Annotated in this window: 15 protein-coding genes; 6 read left to right on the top strand and 9 right to left on the bottom strand. The window is 64.0% G+C overall.

Translation table 11 applies throughout. From position 1 onward, the window contains the following. Together AC0L2Z_RS28690 and lpdA are read left to right on the top strand one after the other, a co-directional pair. Nucleotides 1–968 (top strand): dihydrolipoamide acetyltransferase family protein (locus AC0L2Z_RS28690; protein WP_473629934.1); only part of this gene is annotated, 968 nt, incomplete at its 5' end. A 247-nt stretch (nt 969–1,215) separates the two neighbouring features. Next, entirely contained in the window at nt 1,216–2,613 is a 1,398-nt protein-coding gene (lpdA, locus tag AC0L2Z_RS28685) for a dihydrolipoyl dehydrogenase (RefSeq protein WP_128175393.1), read from the top strand. Between the two features lie 234 nt (nt 2,614–2,847). On the opposite strand, the gene AC0L2Z_RS28680 is transcribed toward lpdA, so the two are convergent. Next, the gene (locus AC0L2Z_RS28680) at nt 2,848–3,951 is read right to left on the bottom strand and encodes a saccharopine dehydrogenase family protein (RefSeq protein ID WP_473536362.1); all 1,104 of its coding nucleotides are present in this window, start codon (nt 3,949–3,951) and stop codon (nt 2,848–2,850) included. Between the two features lie 124 nt (nt 3,952–4,075). Here AC0L2Z_RS28680 and AC0L2Z_RS28675 point away from each other — a divergent pair, with 124 nt between their 5' ends. Further along, nucleotides 4,076–4,504 carry an Lrp/AsnC family transcriptional regulator gene (locus tag AC0L2Z_RS28675; protein WP_027153643.1) on the top strand — a complete coding sequence of 143 codons (429 nt, stop codon included), beginning with the start codon at nt 4,076–4,078 and terminating at the stop codon, nt 4,502–4,504. Between the two features lie 291 nt (nt 4,505–4,795). Next, complete coding sequence (locus tag AC0L2Z_RS28670) at nt 4,796–6,025, top strand: amidohydrolase/deacetylase family metallohydrolase (protein WP_473629933.1); 1,230 nt, start codon at nt 4,796–4,798, stop codon at nt 6,023–6,025. A gap of 175 nt (nt 6,026–6,200) precedes the next feature. On the opposite strand, the gene AC0L2Z_RS28665 is transcribed toward AC0L2Z_RS28670, so the two are convergent. The 7 genes from AC0L2Z_RS28665 to AC0L2Z_RS28635 form a co-directional block, all read right to left on the bottom strand. Then, nucleotides 6,201–7,970, bottom strand: coding sequence for a flavin-containing monooxygenase (locus AC0L2Z_RS28665; RefSeq protein ID WP_473629932.1), 1,770 nt, complete (start codon nt 7,968–7,970; stop codon nt 6,201–6,203). A 190-nt stretch (nt 7,971–8,160) separates the two neighbouring features. Beyond that, nucleotides 8,161–9,105: a MurR/RpiR family transcriptional regulator gene (locus tag AC0L2Z_RS28660; RefSeq protein WP_473536359.1), complete on the bottom strand. Its 945-nt coding sequence runs from the start codon at nt 9,103–9,105 to the stop codon at nt 8,161–8,163. A gap of 363 nt (nt 9,106–9,468) precedes the next feature. Beyond that, nucleotides 9,469–11,502: an aldo/keto reductase gene (locus AC0L2Z_RS28655; protein ID WP_473536358.1), complete on the bottom strand. Its 2,034-nt coding sequence runs from the start codon at nt 11,500–11,502 to the stop codon at nt 9,469–9,471. 129 nt (nt 11,503–11,631) lie between these two features. Beyond that, on the bottom strand, nt 11,632–12,717 hold the full coding sequence (locus AC0L2Z_RS28650) for an ABC transporter ATP-binding protein (RefSeq protein ID WP_473629930.1): 1,086 nt from the start codon (nt 12,715–12,717) through the stop codon (nt 11,632–11,634). A gap of 7 nt (nt 12,718–12,724) precedes the next feature. Next, nucleotides 12,725–13,576, bottom strand: coding sequence for a carbohydrate ABC transporter permease (locus AC0L2Z_RS28645; RefSeq protein ID WP_473629929.1), 852 nt, complete (start codon nt 13,574–13,576; stop codon nt 12,725–12,727). Continuing rightward, nucleotides 13,573–14,433 carry a carbohydrate ABC transporter permease gene (locus tag AC0L2Z_RS28640; RefSeq protein ID WP_473629928.1) on the bottom strand — a complete coding sequence of 287 codons (861 nt, stop codon included), beginning with the start codon at nt 14,431–14,433 and terminating at the stop codon, nt 13,573–13,575. The genes AC0L2Z_RS28645 and AC0L2Z_RS28640 overlap by 4 nt, the downstream gene beginning before the upstream one ends. A 209-nt stretch (nt 14,434–14,642) precedes the next feature. Continuing rightward, nucleotides 14,643–15,914 carry an ABC transporter substrate-binding protein gene (locus AC0L2Z_RS28635; RefSeq protein ID WP_473629927.1) on the bottom strand — a complete coding sequence of 424 codons (1,272 nt, stop codon included), beginning with the start codon at nt 15,912–15,914 and terminating at the stop codon, nt 14,643–14,645. A gap of 106 nt (nt 15,915–16,020) precedes the next feature. On the opposite strand from AC0L2Z_RS28635, the gene AC0L2Z_RS28630 reads away from it, so the two are divergent. Together AC0L2Z_RS28630 and AC0L2Z_RS28625 are read left to right on the top strand one after the other, a co-directional pair. Then, nucleotides 16,021–16,890, top strand: coding sequence for a helix-turn-helix domain-containing protein (locus AC0L2Z_RS28630; RefSeq protein ID WP_473530389.1), 870 nt, complete (start codon nt 16,021–16,023; stop codon nt 16,888–16,890). Nucleotides 16,891–16,961: 71 nt separating this feature from the next. Then, the gene (locus tag AC0L2Z_RS28625) at nt 16,962–17,228 is read left to right on the top strand and encodes a GNAT family N-acetyltransferase (RefSeq protein ID WP_287068149.1); all 267 of its coding nucleotides are present in this window, start codon (nt 16,962–16,964) and stop codon (nt 17,226–17,228) included. Between the two features lie 253 nt (nt 17,229–17,481). Here the strand turns inward: AC0L2Z_RS28625 and AC0L2Z_RS28620 are convergent, their stop codons facing one another. Continuing rightward, nucleotides 17,482–17,616 (bottom strand): hypothetical protein, encoded by a 135-nt coding sequence (locus tag AC0L2Z_RS28620; RefSeq protein ID WP_287068147.1) that lies wholly within the window; start codon nt 17,614–17,616, stop codon nt 17,482–17,484. Between the last annotated feature and the right edge of the window lie 1,018 nt (nt 17,617–18,634).

Genomic DNA, 18,634 nt, shown 5'->3' with positions numbered 1-18,634 from the left:
CGGAATCCCCCTCCCCCTTGTGGGGAGGGGTTAGGGGTGGGGGTGCTGCGGTCGATCGAGGTCCTGCATCCGTCGCCGCGCCGCGCCCCGAAGGTGAAAAGCCGCTGGCGTCGCCGGCCGTCCGCCTCAGGGCAAAAGAGGCCGGCGTCGATCTCCGACAGGTCAGGGGAAGCGGCCCGGCCGGCCGCATTCTCCACGAGGACATCGACGCCTTCCTGGCGCGCGGACCGCAGCTTGCGAAGGTCTCCGGCCTCGCCCGCAACGAGGCCGTCGAGGACATCAAGATCATCGGGCTCAGGCGCAAGATCGCCGAGAAGATGGCGCTGGCCAAGTCGCGCATCCCGCACATCACCTATGTCGAGGAGATCGACGTTACGGCATTGGAGGATTTGCGCGCTGCGCTCAACAAGGAGAAGCGCGGCGGCGTGGAGCGGCCGAAGCTGACGCTGCTGCCGTTCCTGATGCGGGCGATGGTCAAGGCGATCGCCGACCAGCCCAAAATCAACGCGCTGTTCGACGACGAGGCCGGCATCGTCCACCAGCATGGCGGCGTCCATATCGGCATTGCCGCGCAGACGCCTTCGGGGCTGGTGGTGCCGGTGGTCAAGCACGCCGAGGCACGCGACATCTGGGACTGCGCCGCCGAGGTTTTCAGGCTCGCCGAGGCGGCCAGGTCAGGCACGGCGGCGCGCGACGAACTGTCGGGATCGACGATCACCATCACCTCGCTCGGCGCCATGGGCGGGGTGGCGACGACGCCGGTGATCAATCATCCGGAAGTGGCGATCCTCGGCGTCAACAAGATGATGGTGCGGCCGGTGTGGGACGGCACCCAGTTCACGCCGCGCAAGATGATGAACCTGTCCTCCAGCTTCGACCACCGCGTCATCGACGGCTGGGACGCGGCGGTGTTTATTCAACGGATCAAGACGCTGCTGGAGACCCCGGCGCTGATTTTTGTGGATTGAGATGATGAACAGGGGATCGCAGGGGCGCAGAATGAGAGCAGTAGCGATCCTTCGCGCCCCCCTCTGTCCTGCCGGACATCTCCCCCTCAAGGAGGGAGATCGGCTGTCATCCCGACTTTCGCTAATCTCCAGCGTTGCAGGACCAAGCGGAGCGCCAAAGCTGCCAATCTCCCCCCTTGAGGGGGGAGATGGCCGGCAGGCCAGAGGGGGGTGCTGTCCCGCCGGCTCGACCAACCAGGGTGCCATGATGAAGGAAATATCCTGCAAGCTGCTCGTCATCGGCGCCGGTCCGGGCGGCTATGTCTGCGCCATCCGCGCCGGCCAGCTCGGCATCGACACGGTTATCGTCGAGTTCGGCAAGCCGGGCGGCACCTGCCTCAATGTCGGCTGCATTCCGTCCAAGGCGCTGATCCATGCGGCCGAGGAGTTCGAGAAAATCTCGCACATGGCGAGCGGCAAGAGCCCGCTCGGCATTTCAATCGCCACGCCGTCGATTGATCTCGAAGCGACCATCGCCTGGAAGGACGGTATTGTTAGCCGGCTTAACAGCGGCGTTGCCGGCCTGCTCAAGAAGGCCGGGGTCAAGACCGTGCATGGCTGGGCGAAATTCCGTGACGGCAAGACCGTCGAGGTCCAGACCGAGACTGGCATGCAGGTCGTCCGCGCCGAGATGGTGGTGATCGCGACCGGCTCGGCGGCGGTCGAGCTGCCGTCACTGCCGTTCGGTGGGCCGGTAATCTCGTCCACCGAAGCGCTGGAGCTGAGCGAAGTGCCGGAAAGGCTTGCCGTCGTCGGTGGCGGCTATATCGGGCTCGAGCTCGGCATCGCCTTCGCCAAGCTGGGCGCCAAGGTGAGCGTGGTCGAGTCCTTGCCGCGCGTGCTGGCGCAATATGATGCCGAGCTGACCCGGCCGGTGGTGAAGCGGCTCACCGAGCTCGGCATCGAGGTGCTCGTGAACGCCAAGGCCAAGGGCCTGTCGGGCAAGGGCGATGCCTTGCTGGTCGAAACGACGACCGGCAAGAATGCCAAAATCGCCGCCGACAGGATCCTGGTCACCGTCGGGCGCAAGCCGGTGGTCGAAGACTGGGGGCTGGAGCAGATCGACCTCGACATGGCGGGCAAATTCATCCGCATCGACGACCAGTGCCGCACCTCGATGCGCGGCATCTTTGCCATTGGCGACGTCACCGGCGAGCCGATGCTGGCGCACCGGGCGATGGCGCAAGGCGAAATGGTCGCCGAGATCGTCGCCGGCCACAAGCGCAGCTGGGACAAGCGCTCAATTCCCGCCATCTGCTTCACCGATCCGGAGCTGATCACCGCCGGCCTGTCGCCGGAGGAGGCCAAGAGGCTCGGCGGCGAGATCAAGGTCGGGCTGTTTCCGTTCGCCGCCAACGGCCGCGCGATGACCAAGATGAGTGAGGATGGCTTCGTCCGAGTTGTCGCCCGCGCCGACAACCATTTGGTGCTCGGCATCCAGGCGGTGGGCCAGGGCGTGTCGGAACTGTCGACGGCGTTTGGCCTGGCGCTGGAAATGGGCGCGCGGCTGGAGGATATCGCCGGCACCATCCATGCCCATCCGACACAAGGCGAGGGTTTTCAGGAGGCGGCGCTGAAGGCGATGGGGCATGCCTTGCATGTTTGAGGGCTGGCTGGCCTCACGGCGGATTCGAACCTCGTTCGGTCGAGTTCCTTCGCGCCCCCTCTGTCCTGCCGGACATCTCCCCCACTTGGGGGAGATCGGCAGCCTCGCCGTCCCGCCCTACTTTAAGCGTTGGAGATTGGCGAAAGCGGAGATGCCGGCCAATCTCCCCCCAAGTGGGGGAGATGCCCGGTAGGGCAGAGGGCGCTGTCCCACCGATCTCTGGTCAGCGAGCACCTAACCCGCAAGCCGGCTAACCATCTCGTGCTGCGCATAGGCGCGGCCGAAGCGGTTGGCGAGGAACGCGTCGAGCGCGATGTCTTCCTGCTTGATAAAACCCTGCGCCGGCAAGCTGCCGTCGGCCAGCATGTCGAGCACAGCGCAGATGGCGGAGGCGGTGGTAATCTGGATGGCGCTGCGCACCTTGTCGCCGACGCGCTTGGCGTAGATCTTGTTGGCGTAGGTTTCCTGGAGCAGGCGGCCGTTCTTGCGGCCGCTGACGGTGACGAAGACGATGACGACGTCCTGCAGCGTCGCCGGCAGGGCGCTCTCAAAAATGTCTTTCAGCACGTCGCGGCGGTGGCGCAGGCCGAGATCGTTGAGCAACGCCTTCATGATCGCGGCGTGGCCGGGGTAGCGGATGGTACGATAGTTCAGCGTGCGCACCTTGCCCTTCAGGGTTTCGGCCAGTGTGCCGAGCCCGCCCGAGGTGTTGAACGCCTCGTAGGTGACGCCGTCGAGCGAGAATTCCTCGCGCTCCTCCAGCGGCGGTACCTCGATCAGTTCGCCTTCGACGATCGCCTCGCAAGGCTCGCAATATTCGTTGATGACGCCGTCCGTGCTCCAGGTCAGATTGTAGTTCAGCGCATTCGACGGGTATTGCGGCAGTGCGCCGACCCGCATGCGCACGCTCTCCAGCGTGTCGAAGCGGCTGGCGAGATCATTGGCGACGATCGAGATGAAGCCCGGCGCCAGCCCGCATTGCGGGATGAAGGCGCTGTTGGCTGTACGCGCCAATTGCCTGACGCGCCGGGTCGCGACGACGTCCTCGGTCAGGTCGAGATAATGCACATCGGCACTGGCCGCCGCTTCGGCGATGCGCGTGGTCAGGTGGAAGGGCGCGGCGCTGAGCACCGCGAACTTGCCGGCAAGGGCCGCTTCGAGCGTGCCGGCGGCTTCGATGTCGAGTTCTAACGTCTCGACCGTTTCAGGCAGTTCGGCCGCGCCGAGCTGTGCGGCCGAACGGTCGGCGAGGGTTATGTGATAGTCGCCGGTGGAAACCAGCATCTCGGCGATGGTCGAGCCGATCTTGCCGGCGCCGACAATTATGATGTTCTTCATGACAGTTCCCTCGCCTTGCCTTTCACAGAGCGGACAGAATCGCAGCTTGCCTGTCGAAAGGAAGTGTTGAACTGTTCAAAACGAAGTGCCAAATTGGACAGTATGCTGATGAGGTTCGTCGAAAGTGCTTAGCAACGCCGAACAGGCCCTGCTCTCCCTGCTGCGCGCGAATGCGCGCGCCTCGACGGCCGAACTGGCGCGGCGGCTCGGCGTGTCGCGGACGACGGTGCAGAGCCGGATCGAGCGGCTGGAACAGCGCGGCATCATCACCGGCTATGGCGTCAGGCTTTCACCCGACTACGAACAGGGACTGGTGCGGGCGCATGTCCTGCTCACCGTCACGCCCAAGCTTGCCGACAAGGTGGTGCGCAGCCTGCAGGCGCTGCCGCCGGTGCGGACGCTGCATTCGGTGAGCGGCAATTTCGACATGATCGTCATCGTTGACGCGCCCTCGATCAAGGATCTCGACACGCTGCTTGATGAGATTGGCGCGATGGACGGGGTCGAGCGGACATCGTCGTCGATCATCCTGTCGACGCGGATCGACCGGTGAGTGCCTTGGCGGAGCATGGCACCGCTTCCCTCCTTCCAAAATGCTGCTGCCGGGCAGAACCTTGCGGAAAGTCGGCGGGACAGCGCCCCCCTCTGTCCTGCCCTCTTTGCCAAAACTTGGCATCTCCCCCACTTGGGGGGAGATCGGCAATTTTTGGCGCTACGCTTACGCTTGCGACGCTCCTGTAACAAAGCAACATGAAGTCCGAAAAAATGTTGCTTTCTGACATGGCCTGTATGAGAATTGCGCGGACAGGCCGGTTGAACGAGAACAGACAGGAGCCGGACGCCGATGCAATTTGATCTCCTGCTGAAGGGCGGCCGCCTCATCGATCCGGCATCCGGCCTCGATGCGCAACGCGATCTGGCCATCGCCAACGGCCGCATCACCGCGATCGATCCCGACATTCCCTTCGAGCGCGCCGCGCGCGTCATCGATGCGACGGGGTCCATCGTCGCGCCCGGCCTCATCGACCTGCACAGCCACGTCTATTGGGGCGGCACCTCGCTTGGCGTCGATGCCGACCGCCTCGCTGCAAAAAGCGGCACCACAACCTTCATCGACGCCGGAAGCGCTGGCGCCGGCAACCTCCTCGGCTTTCGCCGCCACGTCATCGAGCGCTCGAAGCTCCGCATCCTGGCCTATGTCAACATTTCCTTTGCCGGCATTTTCGGCTTCTCGCAGACCGTTTCGGTTGGCGAGTGCAGCGATCTGCGGCTCTGCGAACCGCGCGAGACGGTGGCGGCGGTGCGCGAGCACGCAGACGTGGTCGTCGGCGTAAAGGTACGCTCGGGTCGCCATGCCGGCGGCAGCAGCGGCATCGCGCCGGTCGATCTGGCGCTCGAGGCTGCCGACCAGGCCGGCCTGCCGCTGATGGCGCATATCGACGAGCCGCCGCCAGGCCGTTCGGAAGTGCTGCCGCGGCTGCGCAAGGGCGACATCCTCACCCACTGCTTCCGGCCGTTTCCCAACGCGCCGGTCTTCGCCTCGGGCGCGGTCCGGCCCGACATGCGGCTGGCGCGCGAGCGCGGCGTCATCTTCGACATCGGCCACGGCATGGGCTCGTTCGATTTCTCGGTTGCCAGGGCGATGCTCAGCGAAGGGCTGGCGCCTGACGTGATCAGCAGCGACGTGCATCTCTACTGCGTCGACGGCCCCGCCTTCGACATTCTGGTCTGCATGTCGAAATTGATGGCGCTCGGCATGCCGCTGGTCGAGGTGCTGCGCGCGGCGACACAACGGCCGGCCGAGGCGATCGCAAGGCCCGAGCTTGGCACGCTTAAGGTCGGTGCCGTCGGCGACATCGCGGTGCTGCGGCTGCGTCCGGGCCGTTTTACCTTTGTCGACGCGGTCGGTGCCTCGCTGACCGCCGAGCAGAGACTGGTCTCGGACGGCATCGTGGTCGGCGGCACCTGGTGGCCGAACGAAGCGGCTAACGATTTTGGCGATACCGACCGCTACGAAGCGCATGCGCATCAGACGCATGTCGATGTGGTGAGCCGGCATCTCGGGCGTGGGTGAAGGCTGGGCAGCTCTTCCTTCTCCTCTTGTGGGAGAAGGTGGCCGAGCGAAGCTCGGTCGGATGAGGGGTGCTCCAGAGAACACCAACGCCTCACTCCGTCCAACACCCCTCATCCGTCTTGGCGCTGCGCGCCAATCCACCTTCTCCCACAAGGGGAGAAGGAGAGATGCGCTGCTACCCATAGACCGGCGTCGCCATTCCTTCCATCCGCGCCTTGATCTGCAGCGCCACATATTTCGAATAGAAGCGCGACAGCGCCAGATTGCCGCCGTGGAACCATAGCGCTTCCTGCGCCGTCGGCTTCCACATGTTGCGCAATTCGCCTTGCCATGGTCCGGGGTCACCTTTCACGCCCGAGCCAATCCCCCAGCACGGCCCGACCTCGTCAGCGACGTCGCGCGAGACGATCGCCGCTACGGTTTCGTTCATCGACTGATAGCCGGTGCAGGAGATAATCGCATCGGCCGCCAATTCGCTGCCGTCGTCGAACAGGATTCCGGTCGGCGTCAGCGACTTGATCTCGACGCCGCTGCGGACGCCGATCGCGCCCTCGATGATCAGATCGGAAGCGCCGACGTCGATATAGTAGCCCGAGCCGGTGCGGTAGGCCTTCATCAGCAGCCCGGTCTCGTCGTCGCCGAAATCGATGGCGAAGCCGGTACCGCGCAAGCGGTCGTAGAAGGCCGCGTCACGCGCCTTGATGATGTCGTACAGCGCCCGCTGGCTTTGCGGCAGCAGCGCGAACGGCGTCGAGGCGACGATCATGTCGGCCTTTTCGGTGGTGATGCCGCGGGCCAGCGCCTTTTCCGAAAAGATCTCGAAGCCGACTTCCATCAGCGTGTCTGACTTGACCACCGTCGTCGGCGAGCGCTGGATCATGGTCACCGCAGCGCCGCTCTCCCAGAGGTCGACGGCGACATCGTGCCCCGAACTCGCCGCGCCGATGACCGCGACGCGTCTGTCGCGGAATGTCTCGCCGCTAAAATACTGGCTGGAATGCAGGATTTCGCCCTGGAACGCAGCGGCGCCCGGCAGGTCGATCTGCCGCGGCGGGCCATAGGCGCCGGTCGCAAAGACGATGTGTTTTGGCATCAGCGTGATGCGCTCGCCGGCGCGATCGACCTCGACCGTCCAGATTTTTTTGGCTTCGTCGTAGGACGCGCTGATGCATTCTGTGGAGGTCCAGTAATTGAGCTCCATGACGCGCGTGTACATTTCCAGCCAGTCGCCCATCTTGTCCTTGGGCGTGAACACCGGCCAGTTCTCCGGAAACGGGATGTAGGGCAGATGGTCGTACCAGACCGGATCGTGCAGCACGAGCGAGCGATAGCGGTTGCGCCAGGAATCGCCGGCCTGCGCATTCTTCTCGATGACGATCGCCGGCACGCCGAGTTGCCGCAGCCGTGCGCCCAGCATGATGCCGCCCTGGCCGCCGCCGATGACCAGGCAATAGGGCTGCTCAATGGCACCGAGATCACGCGTCTCGCGCGCCCTCGCCTCGGCCCAGGTCTCGCGGTCCGGGTCGGCCTTGTGGCGGACACCCAGCGGCCGCGCCGGTCCCCTGCGCTCCTCAAAACCCCTGAGGTCGCTCATCGCCGTGAACAGCGTCCGGCATCTGCCGTCCTGCAGGCGCATGATGCCTTGGCCCCAGGCCGACGACGTCTCGAAGCTGAACCAGGCCTCTATCATGCCTTCGTGCGAGCTTGCCTCGCCACTGAGCTGCCAGGCGGTCGGCTTGGTCGCCGCCAGAGTGGCATCCAGCATGTCGCGGATCGCCGCGCGGCCTTCCATCGTCTTGATGTTCCAGGTGAAGGTCAGCAGATCGCGCCAGTAGCAGTCCTCGACGAACAGATTGGTCGCGGCCGCGGCGTCGCCCGCCTCGAGGGCGCGGGAAAGAGAGGAAAGCCAGCAGGCCGCCTGTTTTGAGGGTGCCATGTCGAGCATTTTTTCTCCTTCGATTCGCCGCAGCTTCTTTCCTTCTCCCCTTGTGGGAGAAGGTGGATTGGCGCGTATGCGCCAAGACTGTTAAGGGGTGTTGGCCGAAGTGCCGTTGGTGCCAAGCTGGAGCACCCCTCATCCGGCCGCTTCGCGGCCACCTTTTCCCACAAGGGGAGAAGGCAAGAAGCCGCGCTGCTCAATCCCCCAGCGGCTCCATCTCCTTGCCCGTCCTGTGGATCTGGGCGTTGTATTTGATGCGGCGGACGGTTTCGCGGGCCGAGCCGTCGAGCTTGTATGCGGCCGCCACCGCCATCAGGTCGATCGCGGCCAGAAAGGCGAAGCGCGAGGCGGTCGGCTTCAGCGTGTCGGGATATTCGGGCACCGCCACCGTCAGCCTGACGTCGCAGGCGCGGGCAAGCTCGGTGTCGGGCGCGGTCAAGCCGATCGCATCGGCGCGGTAATGCTTGGCCAGCTCGACGGCCTCGATCACTTCGCGGGTGCGTCCGGTCGCCGAAATGGCGATCACCAGGTCGCCGGGCTTCAGGGTCGAGGCGGTCATCCGCATCAGATAGGGGTCGCATTGGGCGACGACGGTGATGCCGTAGCGGAACAGCCGGTACTGGGTTTCCTGCGCCAGCGCCGACGAGCTGCCGCCGAGGCCGAACACCGTGACCTGGCGCGCCTTGGCGATGAGCTCGGCGGCCTTCACCAGCTGCGCCGGATCAAGCTGCCGTTCGGCTTCCTGCAGTGCCCGGCGCGCCTCGCCGAACACGGCATTCCAGAACGGCATGCCATTGTCGCTGCTCACCGGCGGCGGCTTGCTCAGATAGAGCGCGCCGACGACCAGGCTCTGCGCCAGCTTCAGCTTGAAATCGCGAACCCCCTCGCAGCCGATGGCGCGGCAGAACCGGGTCACCGTGGGTTCGCTGACCTCGGCGCGCTGGGCGAGCACGGCGTTGGAGGCGTCGACCGCGAACCTGACATCGTCGAGCACGACATCGGCGACGCGCCGCTCCGCCGGGCGCAATTCACCGTAAGAGTCCTTCACCAGCGAAATGATGTCGGGGATGCGCCTGATATGATCGCGTCCATCCGGGTCGTCGCCCGAGGTCAATCGTACATGGCCTTCAGCTTCGGTCATGACTCATCCCCGCCGTTCGTGGAACTCGATCTCTACCATGTTTGCGCGGTCGGTTTGCGAAGTATGTAGGAAAGAAACAAGCTTTTCAAGAAATAGAAAAGCTAATTCAAACAACACTGTAGTCGCGGTGCGAACGATCCCGATGATTAGAGCCGTGGTCGCCGTTCGACCGCAAGTCGGAGAGTTACGGGACACGCGACTCCCCTTCTCCCCCTGTGGGAGAAGGTGTCGCCGAAGGCGACGGATGAGGGTGCTCCAGCTTGGCACTGACGCACTCCGTCCAGCACACCTCATCCGTCTCGGCGCTGCGCGCCGATCCACCTTCTCCCACAAGGGGAGAAGGAAAGGGCAGCGATGCCCCCCTCAGCCCGTGCGTCGATGCTGATCCGAACCGCCATCCAGCCACGCGATGTCGTCGGGCGAAAGCGCAATGTCGAGGGCCTGCAGACTGTCCTCCAGTTCGTCGAGCGTGCGCGGTCCGATCAGCGGGACGGACGGGAACGGCTGGGCCAGGACATAGGCGAGCGCGACATGGATCGGGCTCTTGCCCAGCCTGTTGGCGAGCTCGATCGCCCGGTCGCGACGGCCGAAATTTTTCTCGGAGTACCAGACCCGGACCAGCTCTTCATTGTCACGCTGGTCGCGCCCGGCGCGGCCGGTGAAGAAACCCCTTCCCTGGCTCGACCAGGCGAAATTGGGCATCTGCCGGGCGGTCAGCCAGGCCTTCCATTCGTCGCTGGACGAGGTGACGCAACCCGGCCAGATCGGCACCAGCATCTCGGCCAGCGAAAAATTGTTCGAAAGCGCGCCAGGCTTCTGCTTGCCGGTCCGCTCGGCATAGGCAATCGCCTCGTCCATGCGTTCCTTCGTCCAGTTCGAGCCGCCGAACGGACCGCGAATGCGGCCAGCCCTGACCTCCCGGTCCATCGCGTCGACGAATTCGTCGACCGGCACGTCGGGATCGTCGCGGTGCATGAAATAGACATCGACATGATCGGTCTGCAGCCGGTCGAGCGACTGGGTGAGCTGCTTGCCGATCACATCGGGATAGCAGAGCGGGGTGTGCGCGCCCTTGCCGATGACCACCGAGTGCTCCCGTACGCCGCGGTTCTTCAACCATTGGCCGAGCAGCGTTTCGGTGTAGCCGCTGCCATAGATGAAGGCGGTGTCGAAGACGTTGCCGCCGGCTTCGAAATAGGCATCGAGCAGGATCATGCCGGAGGAGAAGGTGCGAAAATCCTCGAAGCCGAGCGCCAGGCACGAGGCCGGCCGCGGCAGGCCCGGAATTTCGCGCTTCGCAATGATGGTGCCGCCGGAGCGCAGCCGCCGGCCAGAAATGGTGTCGACGCGTTTTTCGGGTTTTTCGATCTCGTATTCGAGCCCGATGGCGGCACGCCATTTGTCGAGCACACGCAGATTGCCGAGACTGTCGGCCCAGCCCATGCCCGGCCAGGCAAACTCCTGCTTTCCGGCCAGGATCGCCTCGCCGGCGGCGTCGACCTCGAAAGCGTAGAGCCAGCGGTCTTCCCTGACCTCGACCACCTCCTCACCGCCTGAACGGATGATGCGGATCTCGCCGGTGCCGCCTTCCCTGCCGCTCGCATACCAGAAATCCGCGACCTCGATGCGGCCTTTGGTACCAAGGATGCGCAGGACATTGTCCTGGGCGAGCGAGATCCCGCAGGAGACTTCGGCGACGATGCCGTTGGGAAAATGCAGCAGCGCCGAAGCCCATTCGTCGACGCCGGACTGGCCGAGATGCGCCGCACCCGCCACCTTGTCCGGCTCGGCGAAAGGCTTTCCTGATGCGGCCCCGGCAATCAGCCGCGCCATCGAAACGGGGTAGCCGCCCACGTCGAGAATGCCGCCGCCGGCGAGATCGTTGGCATAAAGCCGGTGCTCCGGCATGAAGCCAGGCATGGCGAAGCCGAAGCTCGATTTCAGCATGCGCACCTCGCCGATCGCGCCGGACCTGACGAGGTCGACCAGCTTTGCCGTCTGCGGATGCAGCCGGTACATGAAGGCCTCGCCGAGAAAGGTGCCGGCCCTGCGCGCCGCATGGATCATCGCGTCCGCTTCGAAAGCGGTCAGCCCCATCGGCTTTTCGCAAAGCACATGTTTTCGGGCCTCGGCCGCCCTGATCGCCCATTCGGCGTGGCTGGGGTGCGGCGTCGAAATGTAGACCGCATCGACGTCCGGGTCGGCGAGCAGAGCCTCATAGCCGTCGAGGATGCGGGCGCCGGGGAAGTTTTCATTAAGGCCCGATTTGCCGGGATTGCGCGCACCAATGGCGACCAATGTGCCGGTGCGCGAATGGGCGACGCCGCCGGCAAAGGCCTTGGCGATGGTGCCGGGCCCGAGAATGCCCCAGCGGATTTTTTGTGGTTCGGACGTCATTCCTGGATCTCCTTGGGGTCGCCTCGGCGTCGCGAGTTGGTGAAAGAAAATTGCGTGTCTTGGTGTGCATGGCGTTGTCCCAAACCGCTGCGCACCCTCGGTTCACGCCCGAGGGCATGCTTTTGGGCACTAGCGAATGCGAGCACCTGACTTGTCGAAGAGAAGCGATTGGCCAGCCTTGATCGACACCACCATGTGGTCGCCAGTCGCCCGCTGCCGCGACGCCTCGCGCTCGATGATCAGTTCCTCTGGTCCGGCATTGGCATAAATGTAGCTCACCGATCCGAGGTGCTCGGCGACATCGGCCTTGACGGCGATGTCGCAATCGCCTTCGCCGGCCTCGAAGAAATGCTCCGGCCGCACACCGAGCACGACCTCGGCGCCGGCCGCAGGCGGGGCGCCCGACAGCGGTTTCTGCAGCCGAGCGCCGCCATGGTTGGCGAGTTCGAGGAGCGTTGCATTGCCGTCGTTGCCGACCACTTGTGCCGCCAGAAAATTCATCTTCGGCGAGCCGACGAAACCGGCGACGAAGCGGTTGGCGGGGTCGTCATAGAGATCGAGCGGCGCGCCGATCTGCTCGATATTGCCGGCGTTGAGCACGACAATCCTGTCGGCCAGCGTCATTGCTTCGGTCTGGTCGTGCGTCACATAGATCATGGTGACGCCGAGCTCCTTGTGCAGGCGCGAGATCTCGACCCGCATCTGCACCCTGAGCTCGGCGTCGAGATTGCTCAGCGGCTCGTCGAACAGGAACACTTGCGGCTCGCGCACGATGGCGCGGCCGATGGCGACGCGCTGGCGCTGGCCGCCCGACAATTGCCGCGGGCGCCGCTTCATCAGCTCGGCGATGCGCAGGATCTCGGCGGCCCGCTTCACCCGCCGCTCGGTGTCAGCTTTCGGGTTGCCGTTCATTCTCAGCCCGAAGCTCAGATTCTGCTCGACGCTCATATGCGGATAGAGCGCGTAGGACTGGAACACCATGGCGATGCCGCGGTCCGCCGGCTCGACATTGTTCACTACCTTGCCGCCGATGGCGATCTCGCCGCCGCTGATGTCCTCGAGCCCCGCGATCATCCTGAGCAGCGTGGACTTGCCGCAGCCGGAGGGGCCGACGAAGACGACGAATTCGCCGTCCTCGACGCCGATGTTCGCGCCGTGAACGATCTCGAAGACGCCGAAGCGCTTGACGACATTTTTGAGTGTGACCGCTGCCATGCTGATCCTATTTGATGGCGCCGGCGGAAATGCCGGCGACGAAATGGCGCTGCAAGAGCACGAAGACGACGAGCATCGGCACCGTGAGCATCACGGCGCCCGCCATGATGCCGCCCCACGACACTTTGGTGAGGCCGATCAGCGTGCCGAGCGCCACCGGCGCCGTCATCGCGCCGGGCTTGGAATTGATCAGCAGCGGCCAGAGATAATTGTTCCAGGAGGCAAGGAACAGGATGATGGCGAGCGCCGCCAGCATCGGCCGCGCCAGCGGCAGCGCTACGAACAGGAAGATCCGCCATTCCTTGACCCCCTCGACGCGTGCGGCGTCGAACAGATCGCCCGGCATCATCGAGAAGCTCTGCCGCATGAACAGCACGCCGAGCGAATTGAACAGCGGTGGCACGATCAGCGCCACCCAGTTGTTGGCGAGCTTGAAGTCGCGCGCCACCATGATGAATTGCGGGATCAGCACGACAGCATAGGGAAGCGTGATGGTGCCGAGGATGATGGCGACGACGACGCCCTTGCCGAAGAACTGGTAGCGCGCCAGCGCCCAGCCGGCCATCGAGGTGAGCAGCACCGACAGGAAGGTGTAGGTCACCGCCACCGAGACGGAGATGCCGATGGCGCCGATGAAATTGGTGTCGCGCTGCAGATTGTTGACATTGTCGAGGAAGCTGCCGTGCGGCAAGAGCTCGATACTGGGGCTGAAAATGCCCCTGTCGGGCATGGTCGAGAAGATCACCATCATCCACAGCGGAAACAGCCAGATCAGCGCCAGCGGCGTCAGGAAGAGATGCAGCGCGATGCTGCGTCCCAATCTGGATGAGGAGCGGCTGGAGGAGGAACGTGAGCTCATTTCGGCTCCCTCGTCAGCCACAGTTGCACCAGCGAGATGGCGATCGCCAGCCCGGCCATGGTGTAGGCGATGGCCGAGGCGTAGCCGAAATTGAGCGACCTGAAACCCTGGCGGTAAAGCAGCAGCCCGAGCGTTTCGGTGCCGCCGCCCGGCCCGCCGCGCTCGGTGATCAGGAACGGTTCGGTGAACAGCTGCATGGTGCCGATGATCGACAGCACGGCGCAGAACACGATGATCGGCTTGAGCAGCGGCAGGGTGATGTAGAAGAACTGCTTGAGCTTGCTGACGCGGTCCAGCGTCGCCGCCTCATAGACATCCTGGGGGATGGACTGCAGGCCGGCGAGCAGGATGATGGCGTTGTAGCCGGCCCAGCGCCAGGTCACCGCGATCATGATCACCGCCATTGCCGGGGTGACGTTGGAAAACCAGTCGATACGCGGCAGGCCGACGCCGTTCAGCAGCTTGTTGATGATGCCGTAGTCGAGATTGAACATCAGCCGGAACACCGCCGAATACGCGACTTCGCCGACCACGACCGGGGCGAAGAAGGCGAAGCGGAACAGGCCACGGGCCTTGAGCAGCGGCGAATTGAGCAGCACCGCCATGACGATCGCCAAAGTGATCATCACCGGCACCTGGATGACGAGGATGAGCAGCGTGTTCTTCAATGCGTTGAAAAAGGCCGGGTCGCCGATCAGCCGGCTCCAGTTGACGGTCGGCGCGAACCGCCACGGCACGGTGCGCGTCGCCTGGAAGGAGATCAGGAAGGAGTTGATGATCGGCCACAGCCAGAAGATCGAGAAGATCAGCAGATAGGGCGCGAGGAAGCGGTACGCCGTGGCGTTCTGATAGCGCATCGTTGCCTCCTTCGCTTCCCGTTTCTAGGTTTACCGGCCTGCTTTGCCTTCTCCCCTTGTGGGAGAAGGTGGATTGGCGCGCATGCGCCAAGACGGATGAGGGGTGCTGGACGGAATGAGACGTTGGTGTTCCCTGGAACACCCCTCATCCGACCTCGCTTCGCGAGGCCACCTTCTCCCACAAGGGGAGAAGGGGAGTCGCGTTCAGATCACTCCTCGACCGGCAGGCCGGTCGCCGAGGCGATCTGGCTTGCGGCATCATCGAGCGCCGCCTTGGCGTCGGGGTAGCCGCCGCCGAGATATTTGGTCTGCACTGCGCGGACGATGATTTCCGCGTCGCTCTGGAACGGCGTGCCGCGGCTGGGGACGACTTTCGGCAAGGTCCCAAGAATGTCCTTCCACACCGCCTGGCCGCCCCAATAGGGCTGTCCTTCGGAGACATAGGGGTCGTCGAGCGCCGAGATCAGCGACGGCACCAGGCCAAAACCCTTCAGCATCGCTATCTGGCCCTCATTGGTCGCGAGCGAATATTTCAGGTAGGCGTAGGCGGCTTCCTTGTTGTTCGACACCGAGGTGATGGCGAGCGAGGAACCGCCGAGATTGGCGGCGCGCGGGCCGTCGGCGGTGAGGCTCGGCATCAGGTAGACGCCCCATTTGCCGCTGCCGTCGGGCGATTCGGTGCGTATGGTGCCCTCGTACCAGCCGCCATACATCTGGCTGGCGACCTTGTCGGCGGTGTTGTTGGTGATCTTGGTGCCCCAATCGGCCGAGGTGATGATGCCGGCGTCCTTCATCTCCTTGATCTTGGTCATCGACGCCACGCAGCCCGGCTCGTTGACGGTGATCGACTGCCCGTCGGCGGCGAAATAGGCGCAGCCCTGCTCGTTGGCGATCATGCGGAAGAATTCGGAGTCGCCGTTGAAATCGGCGTTGGTCATCGTCACGCCGGGGTTGGCCTCCTGGATCTTCTTGCCGGCGGCAATGAAATCGTCCCAAGTCTTGATCGATGCGGGATCGACGCTGGCCTTCTCGTAAAAGTCGCGGCGATAGTACATCGCCACCGGGCCGGAATCCCACGGCATCGCATAGGCCTTGTCTTCCACTTCGAGCTCGGTGCGCTTGAAATCGGGGAATTTTGCCTGGTCCTCGGCGGTATAGCCGAGCGTATGGAGGTCGACGAAGCAGTCCGGGAACTGGCTCCAGTAGTTCTCGGCCTCACCGTTCTCGATCGTCACGATGTCCGGCAGCCCCTCGCCGCCGGCGGCGCAGCCGGCGATCGACTTGTCGTAGGTCGGCTGGTTGCCGAGATCCTGGACCGTGACCTTGATGTCGGGGAACTGCTTGTTAAAACCTTCTATGGTGGCCTTCAGCGACGAAGCGGCGACGTTCCAGCTCCAGATCGTGATTTCGCCGGATTGCGCAAAGGCCGGGGCTGAGCCCAGGGCAAGCGCGAACGCGGCGCAGGTCAGTGTGATGCGCATTGAAATCCTCCCATTTCATTTGCTCTCTCTTCGCGAGCATGGCTAGACTAGGCGCCGGCGAAGGCTTGTCCGCGACAAAGGGAATAAAGAATGGGCGGAAAGTAAGATGCCGGAAAGGCCGTTTTACCAGCCCGGCGCCAGCAGCGTGGAGGGTCTGCCGCTGCTGCTGCAGATGTTTCACACCCAGCCCCTGGTGATGCTGAAGCCGCATTGGCATGCCCAGGTCGAGGTGAATTTCATCGTCCGCGGCGCCGTGCACTACCGCATGGACGAGCACGAGATCGCGCTTTCGGCCGGCGACATGTGCCTGTTCTGGGGCGGCCTGCCGCACCAGATGGACGATGCGTCGGACGATGCCGTCTATGCCGGCGCGCATCTGCCGCTGGTGCACTTCTTCCGGCTGCACCTGCCCGCCGACGTCCGCAACCGGCTGATGACCGGCGCGACATTGGTGACCAATGCCACCGACCGGTCCGACAGCGACAATTTCGAGCGCTGGAACCGCTACGTCCGCTCGGGCGATGCGGGCAAGGCCGAGCACGCCGTCAACGAACTCTTGCTGCGGCTGGAGCGGGTGCGCTTCGAACCCTACCGGCTGGTACCCGAAACGCCGATCGAGCAGGAAGCAGGCAGCCCCTTCGACCAGCAATCGCTGCGCAATGTCGGGCGCATGTGCGACTTCATCGCCGAGAATTTCCTCTACGACATCGACTGCGTCGACATCGCGGCGGCGGCCGACATCCATCCCAAATACGCCATGAGCGTTTTCAAGAAGTCGACCGGCATGACGCTCAACGAGTATGTCAATTTGTTGCGGCTCAGCTACGCCCAGGCGCTGCTGATGCACCAGGACGCCAACGTGCTGCGCGTCGCCATGGACTCCGGTTTCGGCTCGCTCAGCGCCTTCAACAAGTCGTTCCGCAAGCTGGCCGGCATGTCGCCGTCGGATTTTCGCAAAGGCGCCGGCGCCAGATAGCAATGCGCAGGGCATTTCGAGGTCGATGCCGGCGCGCTCGATCCATTCGCACCGGCCAACCTCCCGATCCCGTGCCCTGCCTGCTGCTCGGACAGCTGGCCACCGACGCCGGCTGGGCCGGCCGCGGCATCGGAACCGGCCTGGTCAAGCACGCGCTGCAGCGCTGCGTAATGGCTGCGGAGCTCGTCGGCGGCCGCGCGCTCCTGGTCAACGCCATCGATCCCGAAGCCGCCGCGTTCTGGCAGCGGCGTGGTTTCATTCCGCTAAGGGATGACCCGCTCGTGCTGTTCCGCTCGATTGCGGCGATTGCCGCTTCGTTGGCCAACGCGCATGGATGAAGATCGGCCGGAAACGGCCACGGCTAGCGCCAGTCGAGCCCGCGCCCCAAGAACGCACCACCGGCCCGAGGCCGGTGGTGCTCGCTGGACCGTCTGTAGGGGCAGGACCGTTCCAGGGGATCCCTTAGGATCGGACTCGAATGTCGGCTGTTTCTTGACCCACGGCATCGGCCGAACAGATGAAGCAGCCCGGCAAGTGACCAAGAATCTCGATGCTAGGATGCGCCGCCGCGCAGCGCATGATTTGCGATTTTTATTCGGCTGCGTCAGGAATTTCGCCGGAGGTATCGTCGGCCGGATCGGCCTTTCTTGCCAGGAACTTGTCCAGGGCTGCCTGCAAGGACAGGGTGGCCTGCGGCGAGGCCGGCGTCGTCGAAACGACAGCCATTGCATGAGCAATTCCCCGCGTCGACTTATCCCTAGCCGCCGCAGACGTTGCGGCTCCGTGGCCCTGCGATCCGGCTGCAGCCGAGTTTCCGCCATTGCCGTTGCTTGCGCCATTACCCTTCCCGCCACCATTGCCGCCGGGGCCGGCGAGGACTGGAGACGCGACAAGGGCGAGAGCGGCGACCGTTGCGAACAGACTGGTTCGAGTTTTCATAATTCCTCCTTCGAGCCGCCCTCCCGCCAGGATGGTTCCAGACTATAAATAGGAGGACTCTCTAATATGATGGTCCACTACTTCGCCAGTTTGGTTTAAATACACCTGTCCGCAAGGGACCTTGGTCCGAAATTGAAAAGCAAAAGTCCTAACTCTATTGGGGGTATTCCGAGCGGCGAACAAAGCGCCTGAAGGCCACAGGCAGCCGGCAAGTGACAAGCTCGCTCCGTCTGCTGGGTGATGCCGTGCTGCCCAAAAACGAAAAAGCCGCGGTGGACCGCGGCTTTTCGATGCTTGATTCCCTTAGAGGACACTGGAGCGGGTGAAGCGATTCGAACGCTCGACCCCGACCTTGGCAACCCATTGATTCCACGAAACTTATCGTCGCAAACCGTAACCTATTCAGCCAGAAAACGATTGTCCAGCGCTCCGGGAGCGGAACACTCTGTCCCACGGAGTTCCGTCGAAAACCGCGCCTTGCGGCTCCCCCTCGGAAACCCGGCAAACGATCGACTCAAGCAACCCGAACACCCAGGGGAGCAAATGGCTAGGACGAGTAAGAAGCGACTGACGAACCAGGTACTTGAACGCATGACGCCGCCCAAAACAGGGCGGCTGGAAGCCCGGCCTTGCGATTGCGTGGCACGGTTCTTGCTTCTACAGCTTCAGACATGCCGGGCGGCGAAGACCCTGTTCCACATCAATACCGGCGTGTGAGGTAGGGACAATGATGTCGCGTAAGCTTCTGTTCGGCCCTCCAGCAGCGTTTTTGGCCGCCGCCCTGGGGGTAGGCCTCTTGTCGTCC

This window comes from Mesorhizobium sp. WSM4850, from assembly GCF_055811735.1.
Note: the sequence above shows the minus strand (reverse complement) of the source record. Positions and strands in the feature narration are given on the sequence as shown.